Raw genomic sequence first — 12,698 nt, 5'->3', positions numbered from 1 at the left:
GGCTGCCCTGGTCCCAGGTGCCCTGACCGGCGCACCCGCGCTGGGCGCGGTGATCAAGGACGCCAAAGAACAGCTGCGCACCCTGCCCGATCCATTGACCTACGGTCTGTTGCGCTATTTGAACCCCGAGGTCGATCTGCCCCACCGCGATCCCGCCGATCGGATTCAACTACCTGGGACGGCTAGGGGGCCGCGGCCGCCGAGCTTTCCGAGGAGCTGTGGCGGATCAGTCCGGACGGTAAGTCGGCGGCCGCGGCGGCCGTGGCCATACCCATGCCGCTTGGGCACACCGTGGAACTCAACGCGGTCACCGAGGACGCCGACACCGGTCCCCTGCTACACGCCACCTGGACCTGGGCGCCCTCGGCACTGGATCACACCCAAGTCAACCGCCTGGCCCGGCTGTGGTTTGACGCCCTGGCCGGCATCTGCGCCCATGTGCGCGGCGGTGGCGGCGGGCTGACCCCGTCGGACATCGCGCTTGCCGGGCTGAGCCAGCAACAGATCGACGAGCTGGAGCGCCAATATGCGGATCGCTGACGTTTTGCCTTTGACTCCCCTCCAGCAGGGGCTGTTCTTTCATGCCAGCACCGCACAGGGTCACGGCGACGATGTTTATGCGTCTCAGCTAGACATCACCGTGACCGGCACGCTCGACCCGGACCGCCTGCGCGAAGCGGTACAGACCGCGATCGACCGGCATCCCAACCTGGCGGCTCGCTTCTTCGAACGGTTCGGGGAGCCGGTTCAGATCATCCCGGCCGATCCGGCGCCGGGGTGGCGGTACGCCGACCTCGCCGCCGGGGACGGCGAATCCGGCGTCGATGAGCATTTCCGGCAGATTTGCGCAGCCGAACGCGCCGCGGTGTGCGATCTGGCTGGAGGGCCGGCCTTCCGGGTGGCCGTGATCCGCACCGCCGCCGAGCAGTACCGGTTGGTCCTGACCAACCATCACATCGTGCTCGACGGCTGGTCGCTGCCGATCCTGCTGCAGGAAATCTTCGCCGCCTATTACGGACAGCGACTGCCCGCGGCCGCGTCGTATCGGGAGTTCGCCGCCTGGCTCGCGACGCGTGACCTGGAAGCCGCCCACACCGCTTGGCGTTCGGTGCTGGCCGGCTTTGACACGCCCACCCTGGTCGGCCCGGCGAATCGGTTGGGGCTCGGTCGTCGCGGGGTCGCCTCATCGCGGCTATCCCTCCACACCACGCAATCGCTAAGCGAACTGGCCCGCTCTCGCCACACCACCGTCAACACCGCGCTGCAAGCCGGTTTTGCACAACTCCTGACATGGCTGACCGGCCAGCACGACGTCGTGTTCGGCACCGCAGTCTCGGGTAGGCCGGCCGAGCTGGTCGGTGCGGAATCGATGGTTGGCCTCTTCATCAACACCGTGCCGGTGCGGGCGCGTATCACACCGGCCAGCACCACCGCCGACCTGCTCGATCAGATGCAAACGGCCTACGCCGACACGCTGGAACACCAGCATGTGGCACTCAGCGAGATTCACCGAATCACCGGTCAGGACAAGCTGTTCGACACCTTGTTCGTGTTGGAAAACTATCCCGTCGACACCGCGACCCTGTCCGGCGGCGACCACCAGCTGGCCATTACCGAGTTCACCGGCCGCGAGTACAACCACTACCCGCTGACGGTGCAAGCCACCCCGGGCCGCCAACTGGGGCTGCGCGCCGAGTACGACACCGACGTGTTCGACGCCGACAGCATTCAGGCGCTGATCGACCGGTTTGAGCGGGTGTTGGTGGCGATGACCGCTGACCCGAACCAGCGGCTGTCGTCGATTGATCTGCTCGACGCCGGTGAGGTTGCCCGGTTGGACGCGGTCGGCAACCGCGCCGCGTTGACCCGATCGGGGCCGCCGCCGATGTCGGTTCCAGCGCTGTTCGCTGAACAGGTGGCCCGCGCTCCAGAGGCGGTGGCGGTGACCTTCGAGGGCCGCTCCATGACCTACCGAGGACTCGAGGAGGCCGCTAACCGGTTGGCGCACCACCTCATTGGCCATGGGGTCAGCGCCGGGCAGCGGGTGGCCTTGCTGTTGGAACGTTCGCCCTCGGCCATCGTCGCGATGCTGGCGGTGTTGAAGACCGGCGCGGCTTATCTGGCCATCGACCCGGCGTTGCCGGGCGCGCGGATCGGATTCATGGTCGGCGACGCCGCCCCGACGGCCGCGATCACCACCGCCACGCTGCGCCCCCGGCTGAACGAGGGCGACGTCACGGTCATCGACGTCGACGATCCCCGAATTGCCACGCAACCCAGCACGGCATTGCCGGGGCCCGATCCCGGCGATATCGCTTACCTGATCTACACCTCGGGAACCACCGGTGTGCCCAAAGGTGTGGCGATCACGCACGGCAATTTGACCCATCTGGCGGATTCGCAGCCCGTACTTCTGCCGGCGAAACAGGTTTGGACACAGTGCCATTCATATGCGTTCGACTTCTCGGTGTGGGAGATCTGGGCCGCGCTGCTCACCGGTGGGCGGTTGGTGGTGTTGCCCGATTCGGTGGTGAACTCACCACCGGACTTTCACTCCGTGTTGCTCAGCGAACGCGTCAACGTGTTGACCCAGACCCCGTCGGCTGTGGGGGCGCTGTCGCCGGAGGGGCTGGAGTCGACGGCGTTGCTGCTCGGCGGTGAGGCGTGTCCGGCCGAGGTGGTGGATCGATGGGCGCAGGAACGGGTGGTGGTCAACGCATACGGCCCTACCGAGACCACCGTGTACGCGTCGATGAGTGTTTTGACGGCGGGGGCGGGGACGCCGCCGATCGGCTCGCCCGTACCGGGCGCGGCGTTGTTCGTGCTGGATGGGTGGTTGCGTCCGGTGCCGATCGGGGTGGTGGGTGAATTGTATGTCGCCGGTGCCGGCGTCGGGGCCGGTTACCTCGGCAGGGCCGCGCTCACGGGATCGCGCTTCATAGCGTGTCCCTGCGGTGTGCCCGGAGCGCGGATGTATCGCACCGGGGATCTGGTGCGCTGGCGCGCGGATGGACAGCTGCACTACCTCGGGCGCGCCGACGAACAGGTCAAGATCCGCGGCTACCGCATCGAACTCGGCGAAATCCAGGCTACGCTGACCGCACTGGACGGCGTCGAGCAGGCGGTCGTCATCGCCCGCGAGGACCGCCCCGGTGACAAGCGCATCGTCGCCTATTTCACCGGCACCGCGGACCCCACCGACCTACGCACTGAACTAACCCAACGGCTACCGGCGTACATGGTGCCAGCCGCGGTCATGGGCATCGAAGCGCTACCGCTGACCCCGAGCGGAAAACTCGACGCGCGCGCCCTACCGGCACCGGATTACTCAGGGCGCGGGTATCGCAGCCCGGCCACTCAGGCACAGGAAATCTTGGCCGGCATCTACGCCGACGTTCTAGGGCTCGACCGTGTCGGCGTCGATGACTCATTCTTCGATTTGGGCGGGGACTCCCTGTCGGCAATGCGCCTGATCGCCGCGGTCAATACCGGCTTGGACACCAATCTTTCGGTGCGTACCGTGTTCGAGGCGCCCACGGTGGCTCAGCTGGCCCCACATATCGCTGTCGGTGGGGGTCTGTTGGAGCCGTTGGTGGCCGGTGCACGTCCGGCGGTGGTGCCGTTGTCGTACGCCCAGCAGCGGTTGTGGTTCCTTGACCAGTTGCACGGTCCCTCCCCCGTCTACAACATGGTGGCGGCGTTGCGGTTCGACGGGGCCCTGGATACCGAGGCGTTGGGTGCGGCACTGGCCGACGTGGTGGCCCGCCAAGAGAGCCTGCGCACCCTGTTCGTGGCGCCCGAGGGGATCCCCCAGCAGACGGTCGTCGCTGCCGAGCGGGTCGACTTGAGGTGGGATGTTGTCGATGCCGCCGGCTGGTCGGCTGATCGGCTGGCCGAGGCCATCGACACGGCCGCGCATCACACCTTCGATCTGACCGCTGAAATCCCTTTGCGGACAACGCTTTTCCGTCTCGCCGATGACGAGCATGTGTTGGTGGCCGTGGTGCACCACATCGCCGCCGACGGCTGGTCGATCACTCCGCTGGTGGCTGATCTGCGGGTGGCTTACACAAGCCGGTGTGTCGGCCTGGCCCCGGACTGGGCGCCGTTGCCGGTGCAGTACATCGATTACACGCTGTGGCAGCGCGCGCAGCTTGGTGATCTGGCCGATGGCGATAGCCGCATCGCCGCGCAGCTGGCCTATTGGGAGCAGGCGCTGGCCGGGCTACCCGAACGGCTGCAGCTGCCCACCGATCGGCCCTATCCGCCGGCGGCCGATCAGCGCGGCGCCAGTGTGATGGTGGACTGGCCGGCGGAGTTACAGCAGCAGATTGCTCGGGTGGGCCGCGCGCACAACGCGACCAGTTTCATGGTGGTTCAGGCGGCCCTGGCGGTGCTGTTGTCGAAGATCAGCGCCAGTTCCGATGTGGCGGTGGGGTTCCCGATCGCCGGGCGTAATGACCCAGCGCTCGATGAGTTGGTGGGTTTCTTCGTCAACACCTTGGTGCTGCGAGTAGATCTGACAGGCGATCAGACTCTCGCAGAGCTGCTGGCCCAGGTGCGCCAGCGCAGCCTGGCCGCCTACGAACACCAAGACGTGCCCTTCGAAGTGCTTGTGGAGCGACTCAACCCGACGCGGAACCTGACCCATCACCCGCTGGTGCAAGTGGCGTTGGCCTGGCAGAACAACGAGCCCGCGAACCTGACACTCGGTGATCTGCAGGTTAGGTCGCTGCCGGTCGACACCCGCACTGCCCGTATGGATTTGGCGTTTTCATTGGCCGAACGCTTCAGTGAGGCCGGTGAGCCCGCCGGGATCGGCGGAGCGGTGGAGTTCCGCACCGATGTGTTCGATCTGGGCACCGTTGAGGTGTTGATCGCGCGGTTGTTGCGGGTGTTGGTGGCAATGGTTGCTGATCCGGGGCGGCGGGTCGCGTCGGTGGATCTGCTAGATGAGGGTGAGCAGGCCCGGCTCGAGGAGTTCGGTCAGCGCGCGGTGTTGACCCGGCCCGCGCCTGCCGCGGTGTCGATTCCAGAGGCGTTCGCCCAACACGTGACCGGCTGCCCGGAGGCAGTCGCGATCAGCTGCGGTGAGCGTTCGTGGACCTATCGCGAACTCGACCAAGCCGCCAACCGGTTGGCGCATCTGCTGGCCGGCCATGGCGTGGGCCCGCGACAGTATGTGGCGCTGCTGCTTTCGCGTTCAGCCGAGGCGATCGTGGCGATGCTGGCGGTCCTGAAAACCGGGGCGGCCTACCTGCCGATCGACCCGGCGCTGCCGGCGGCGCGGATCGAGTTCATGATCGTCGATGGCGCGCCGATCACCGCGCTCACCACCGCCGAACTGCGCCCGCTGCTTAACGGGTGCGACGTGGCGGTCATCGAGGTCGACGATCCCGCCATCGCCACCCAACCCAGCACCGCCTTGCCGGGGCCCGATCCCGCCGATATCGCGTACCTGATCTACACCTCGGGCACCACCGGTGTGCCCAAAGGGGTGGCCATCACCCACCACAACGTGACCCGGCTGCTGACATCACTAGACACCTGGGCGACACCGGAACAGGTGTGGGCGCAGTGGCATTCGCTGGCCTTCGACGCCTCCGTTGAAGAGATCTGGGGTGCGCTGCTCCACGGTGGACGCCTGGTGGTGGTGCCCGAGTCGGTGGCCAGCTCAGCGCACGACCTCCACGCCCTGCTACTCGCCGAGCGCGTCAGCGTCTTGAGTCAAACCCCGTCGGCGGTGGCGACGCTGTCGCCGCAGGGACTGGAGTCGATGGCGCTGCTGGTGGCCGGTGAGCCGTGCCCGGCCGAGGTCGCCAACCGGTGGGCGCCGCACCGCAGGATGGTCAACGCCTACGGCCCCACCGAGACCACGATATGTGCATCCAGGACCGCGCCGTTGACTGCCGGGGCCGGCACCCCGCCGATCGGCGCGCCGGTGCCCACCGCGGCGCTGTTCGTGCTCGACGGGTGGTTACACCCGGTACCGATCGGGGTGCTCGGCGAGCTATATGTGGCAGGCGCCGGCGTCGGGCTCGGTTATCTGCGGCGCGGTCCCCTAACGGCCTCGCGGTTTGTGGCCTGCCCCTTCGGGAAGCCCGGAACACGGATGTATCGCACCGGGGATCTGGTGCGCTGGCGCCCCGATGGGCAGCTGCAATATGTCGGGCGCGCCGATCAACAAGTCAACATTCGCGGCTACCGCATCGAACTCGGTGAAATCCAGACCGCCCTGGCCGCACTGGACGGAGTCGAGCACGCCGCGGTGATCACCCGCGAAGACCACCCCGGCGCCAAGCGCCTCATCGGCTACATCACCGGTACCGCAAACCCCACCCAAGCACGCGCCGCCCTGGCCCAACAGCTCCCCGCCTACATGATCCCCGCCGCAGTCGTCGCACTCGAAACGCTGCCCCTCACCCCCACCGGCAAACTCGACACCCACGCCCTGCCGGCACCCGAACACACCACCGGCCAATACCGCGCCCCTAGTGACCCGGTAGAACAAATCCTGGCCCACACCTACGCCCAAGTCCTGGGGCTCGACCGGGTTGGAGTCGACGACTCATTCTTCGAGCTGGGCGGCGACAGCATTTTGTCGATGCAGGTGGTGGCGCGGGCCCGCGCGGCCGGGGTTCTGTGTCGGCCGCGCGATGTTTTCGTCGAGCAGACCGTGGCCGGGCTGGCCCGGGTGGCCGCCTTGGCCGACGATGAAGCTGACGCGATCGATGAGGGCATTGGGCAGCTGCCAGCCACCCCGATCATGCGTTGGCTCGGAAGCATCGATGGCCCGGTGCAGCAGTTCAACCAGACGATGGTGGTGCAGGCTCCCGCGGGGGTGACTGAGGCCGACGTGGTAGCGGTGTTGCAGGCCTTGGTGGATCGGCATGCCATGCTACGACTTCGCGTCGACGACGACGCTGGGGCGTGGTCGTTGACGGTGCCCGAGGTGGGGTCGGTGGATGCCCGCGAGTGCCTGCAATCGGCGGACGAATGGTGCGATGCGGCGCTGGTGGGGGCGCGGTCGCGGTTGAACCCGGCCGCCGGCGTGATGGTGAGCGCGCTGTGGGTGGCTTCGGCGGGCCAGTTGGCGTTGATCATTCATCATCTGGCCATCGACGCGGTGTCGTGGCGGATTTTGTTGGAGGACTTGAATATCGCCTGGGCGCAGCACCGCGGCGGGCAGCCGGTGTTGTTGCCGGCGACCGGGACGTCGTTTGCCCGGTGGGCGGAGCATCTCACTGAACACGCCCGGACCTCGAAAGTTGTTGCCCAGGCACAGGTGTGGAAGCAGGTGGCGGCGACCCCTGCCGTGCTGCCCGCGGTGCAGCCGGCGGTGGATACCTATGCAAGCGCCGGGCACTTGTCGGTGTCGCTGGATGATGTTGACACGACCCGCATGCTTTTGACTGAGGTGCCCGCGGCATTTTATGCCGGGATACACGACATTCTGCTGATCTCGCTTGGCTTGGCAGTGGCGGAGTTTTCGAGCAACGGCGGCGCGCCGATCGGCATCGACGTCGAGGGCCACGGGCGCGCCGAGGAACTGGCCGCCGATATTGACCTGTCCCGCACCGTGGGGTGGTTCACCACTAAATATCCGGTGTCGTTGGCGATGGGTGGGCTGTCTTGGGCGCAGGTGGTTACCGGTGAGGCCGCACTGGGGAGGGTGATCAAGGACGCGAAAGAACAGCTTCGCGCCCTTCCGGACGGCCTGAGTTACGGTGTGCTGCGCTACCTGAACAGCGATGTTGACCTGGACGGGTCTGACCCGCCGATCGGGTTCAACTATTTTGGGCGTCAGGGCGCCCCCGGGACTGGTCTGGACGAAGATCTTTGGCAGATCTCCCGGGACGGGTCGTCAGTCACCAGCGCGGCAATGGCGATACCCATGCCGCTGATGCACACCGTTGATGTCAACGCCGTCACCATCGACACCGACGCCGGTCCGCAGCTGCACGCTACCTGGACATGGGCGCCCTCCGCACTAGATCACGTGCAGGTCAGCCGGCTGAGCCGGCTGTGGTTTGAGGCCCTGTCCGGTATCTGCGCGCATGTGCGAAGTGGTGGGGGCGGGCTGACCCCGTCGGATATCGCGCCGGCCCGGCTGAGCCAACACCAGATCGATGAGCTTTACCATCACTATGAGATCGCCGACGTGCTGCCGTTGACTCCCTTGCAGCAGGGTCTGCTGTTTCACGCCAGCACCGTGCAGGGCAACGACGACGATGCGTATGCGGCGCAGCTGGCTTTCACCATGACCGGCCCGCTTGACCCGCAGCGGCTGCGCGATGCGGTGCACGCGGTGGTCACCCGGCATCCCAACCTGGTGGCCCGATTCTGCCAGCGGTTCGACGAGCCGGTGCAGATCATCCCGGCCGATCCGGTGGCGGGGTGGCGGTATGTCGACCTGGCCGGTGGCCCTGAGCTCGACGACGTCGATGTCGAGGAGCAGATCGCGCGGGTGTGCGCCGACGAACGTGCCGCGGTCTGCGATCTGGCCGATCAGCCGGCCTTTCGGCTGGCTTTGCTGCGCATCGCGGCGGATCGGCACCGGTTGGTGCTGACCAATCATCACATCGTGCTCGATGGCTGGTCGCTGCCGATCCTGCTGGGCGAGATATTCGCCGATTATCGCGGGCAGCGGCTGGGCGCAGCCGGGTCGTATCGCCCGTTTGTGACCTGGTTGGGCGGTCGTGACCTGGAGGCCGCGCGCGCGGCCTGGCGTGAGGTGTTGGCCGGTTTTGACACCCCCACGTTGGTGGGCCCACCGGGCCGGTTAGAGCAAGGACCACGAGGCGATGCCGTGTTTCGGGTGCCTGAGCAGATCACGCGGGCCGTTAGCGAGCTGGCGCGCTCGTGTCATACCACCGTCAACACCGTGTTGCAGGGCGCCTTCGCGCAGCTGCTGATGTGGTTGACCGGTCAGCACGATATCGCCTTCGGCACCACGGTCTCGGGGCGGCCGGCCGAGGTGGCCGGTGCGGAATCAATGGTGGGCCTGTTGATCAACACTGTGCCGGTGCGGGCGAACATCACGGCGGCAACTACCACAGCGCAGCTGCTCGACCAGCTGCAAGGCGCCTACAACGACACACTCGAGCACCAGCACCTGGCGCTTGCGGAAATCCACCGCGTCACCGGTCAACAGCAACTGTTCGACACCGTTTTCGTGTACGAGAACTATCCGTTCGACACCGGCGAGTTGGCGGGGGCCGACGAGTTGGCCATCACCGATGTCACCGGCCGCGTAGCCAACCACTACCCGCTTGTGGTGGAGGCCTCGCCGGGCAGCGAGCTGGGTCTTCGCGTCGGATACGACACCGATGTTTTCGACGCGGCCAGCATCGAGATGCTGATCGAACGGTTGCAGAAGGTGTTGGTGGCGATGACCGCCGACCCCACCCGGCGGCTCTCGTCGGTGGATCTGCTCGATGATTCTGAGTACGCCCGGCTGGATGGGTGGGGCAACCGGGCGGTGTTGACCCAGCCCGCAACCAGCGGTGCATCGATTCCGGTGTTGTTCGCCGCGCAGGTGGCCCGCACCCCGGAGGCGGTGGCGCTGAGCTTCGAAGGCCGCTCCATGACATACCGCGAGCTCGAGGAAGCCGCCAACCGGTTGGCGCATCTGTTGGCCGGCCAGGGTGCGGGCCCGGGTGAGCGTGTGGCGCTGCTGCTTTCCCGTTCGGGCGAGGCTATCGCGTCGGTTTTAGCGGTGCTGAAAACCGGGGCGGCTTATCTGGCGATCGACCCGGCGGTGCCAGCGGCCCGGATGGAGTTCATGGTTGCCGACGCCGCGCCGATCGCCGCGATCACCACCACCGAGCTTGCCGACCGGCTCGACGGATATGACCTGGTGGTCATCGATGTCAGTGATATCGAGGGCACCGCTGTTGACACCCAACCCAGCGCCGCACTGTCGGCGCCGGGTCCGGATGATATCGCCTACCTCATCTACACGTCCGGCACCACCGGTGTCCCCAAGGGCGTGGCCATTCCCCATCACAACGTGACCCAGCTGTTGGAGGTGCTGGAGGCCGACCTGGAGCTCTCGCCGGGACAGGTGTGGACGCAGTGTCATTCTTTGGCCTTCGACTTCTCGGTGTGGGAAATCTTCGGTGCGTTGTTGCACGGTGGGCGGTTGGTGGTGGTGCCCGATTCGGTGGTCCGCTCACCGGAAGACTTGCACGCGGTGCTGGTCACCGAAGAGGTCAGCGTGTTAAGCCAGACCCCCTCGGCGTTTTATGCGCTGCAGAACGTTGATGCGCAGCACTGGTGGCAAAGCTCGAGCACGGCGTTTGAACGCCAGGTGACACGCTGGCTCGGCTTGTCCGTATCGCGATCACCTGAGTTGGAATATCAGCTCAAGCTGCAGACGGTGGTGTTTGGCGGTGAAGCGCTAGAACCGCAGCGTCTTAGGACGTGGTTTGATAACCACCCTGGATTACCGCGCTTGATCAACATGTATGGCATCACCGAGACGACGGTGCATGCCTCGATGCGGAAGATCGTCGCCGGTGACGCCGATAGCACTGTCAGCCCAATCGGGGTGCCATTGGCGCATCTTGGCTTCTTGGTGCTGGATCGCTGGTTGCGGCCGGTGCCAGCCGGTGTGGTCGGGGAGTTGTATGTGGCCGGTGCCGGAGTGGGGTGCGGATATTGGCGGCGGGCGGGCTTGACGGGGTCGCGGTTTGTGGCGTGCCCGTTCGCGGCGGGACAACGTATGTATCGCACCGGAGATCTGGTGTGTTGGGGTGGTGATGGGCGGCTGCGGTATCTGGGGCGCGCGGATGACCAGGTCAAGATCCGCGGGTATCGCATCGAGCTCGGTGAAGTTCAGGCCGCGCTGGCCGGGCTGGATGGGGTGGAGCAGGCGGCGGTGATCGCCCGCGAGGACCGCCCCGGCGACAAACGGATGGTCGGCTACGTCACCGGGACAGCAGACCCGGCCCAGCTCCGGGTCGCGCTGGCCCAACGACTCCCGGCCTACATGGTTCCGGCCGCGGTGGTGGTGCTAGAGGCGTTGCCGCTGACGGTCAACGGCAAACTCGACAAACGGTTGCTGCCGGCACCGGGGTACTCCGCTGGGGAGTATCGGGCCCCGGCCACCCCCACCGAGGAGATCCTGGCCGGGATCTACGCCCGGGTGCTGGGGATCGAGCGCGTCGGGGTCGACGACTCGTTCTTCGATTTTGGCGGGGATTCGCTTTCCGCGATGCGGGTGATCGCCGAGATCAATAAAGCCCTTGATATCCACCTTTCGGTGGGTGCGATTTTTTACGCGCCATCGGTGAGAAGCCTGAGCCAGCAGTTGGGCACAAGTGCCAGCTGGGACAGCTTTGTGTCCGTGCACGGCGCCGCAGACGAGGACGACACCACCAAGGTGCACGCCCGCGACCTCACCCTGGACAAGTTCATCGACGCCACGACGCTGGCCGCCGCGCCGGGGCTGCCGGGGCCGAGCGCCGAGGTGCGGACGGTCCTGCTGACCGGGGCGACCGGCTTCCTCGGGCGCTATCTGGCCCTCGAGTGGCTGGAGCGGATGGAGCTGGTCGACGGCAAGCTGATCTGCCTGGTGCGCGGCGAGACTGATGAAGAAGCGAGGAGTCGACTCGACAAGACCTTCGACAGCGGCGACCCCGGACTGCTGCGGCACTTCCAGAAGCTGGCCGCCGATCATCTGGAGGTCATCGCCGGCGACAAGGGCGAAGCCTACCTGGGGCTGGACCAGCAGACCTGGCAGCGGCTGGCCGACACCGTTGATCTGATCATGGATCCCGCGGCCCTGGTCAACGGCGTCTTCCCCTACAGCGAGCTGTTCGGGCCTAACGTCGTGGGCACCGCCGAGCTGATCCGGTTCGCGCTCACCACGAAACTCAAGCCCTACAGTTACGTGTCGACTTCCGACGTGAGAACCCAGATCGATTCGTCCGCGTTCACTGAGGATGCCGACATCCGGGTCATCAGCCCCACCCGCACGAACGATGGCAGCTACGGCAACGGCTACGCCAACAGCAAGTGGGCCGGTGAGGTGCTGCTGCGCGAGGCTCACGACCTGTGCGGGCTGCCGGTCGGAGTGTTTCGCTGCGACGTGATCCTGGCCGACCCCACATACGCGGGTCAGCTCAACGTGTCGGACACGGTCACCCGGATGGTGCTGAGCCTGGTGGCCACCGGCATCGCGCCCGGCTCGTTCTTCCGGCTCGACGCCGAGGGCAACCGACAACGCGCGCACTTTGACGGGCTGCCCGTCGGTTTCATCGCCGAGGCGATCGCCACGCTGGGTGCCCAGGTGGTCACGTCTTTAGCGGGCTTTCAGACCTATCATGTGATGAACCCGCACGACGACGGCATCGGGCCCGACGAGTTTGTCGACTGGCTGATCGAGGCCGGTTACCCGATCCAGCGCATCGCTGACTTTGGGGAGTGGTTGCAGCGGTTCGAGACCGCTCTAGGTGCCCTGCCGGATCGACAGCGCGAGAACTCGGTGCTGCAGATGTTGCGGTTGCGTCCTTCCGAGCAGTTCGAGCTTCCCGAGCCGACCCGAGGGGCGTTCGGGCCGACCGACCGATTCCGCGCTGCGGTGCAAGAAGCAAAAATCGGCCCCGACAAGGACATCCCGGACATCCCGCATGTCTCGGCCCCGATCATCATTAAATACGTAACCGACTTGCAACTGCTCGGACTGCTCTAGC

General features: G+C 66.3%; 2 protein-coding genes. Both read left to right on the top strand.

Going from position 1 to position 12,698, the window contains the following annotated elements; all coding sequences use genetic code 11:
• Positions 1-273: 273 nt before the first annotated feature.
• Positions 274-540, top strand: coding sequence for a hypothetical protein (locus tag MTY59_RS11080; RefSeq protein ID WP_221045679.1), 267 nt, complete (start codon positions 274-276; stop codon positions 538-540).
• A gap of 10 nt (positions 541-550) precedes the next feature.
• Positions 551-12,697, top strand: coding sequence for an amino acid adenylation domain-containing protein (locus MTY59_RS11075; protein WP_221046696.1), 12,147 nt, complete (start codon positions 551-553; stop codon positions 12,695-12,697).
• Position 12,698 lies beyond the last annotated feature (1 nt).

Origin of the sequence: Mycobacterium senriense (genome assembly GCF_019668465.1) — a bacterium.
GTDB lineage: Bacteria > Actinomycetota > Actinomycetes > Mycobacteriales > Mycobacteriaceae > Mycobacterium > Mycobacterium senriense.
This window is presented reverse-complemented; position numbering and strand designations above follow the sequence as displayed.

Coding starts and splice junctions, on each gene's coding strand:
- MTY59_RS11080 (WP_221045679.1), top strand. CDS start 274: ATGCCGCTTGGGCACACCGTGGAACTCAACGCGGTCACCGAGGACGCC.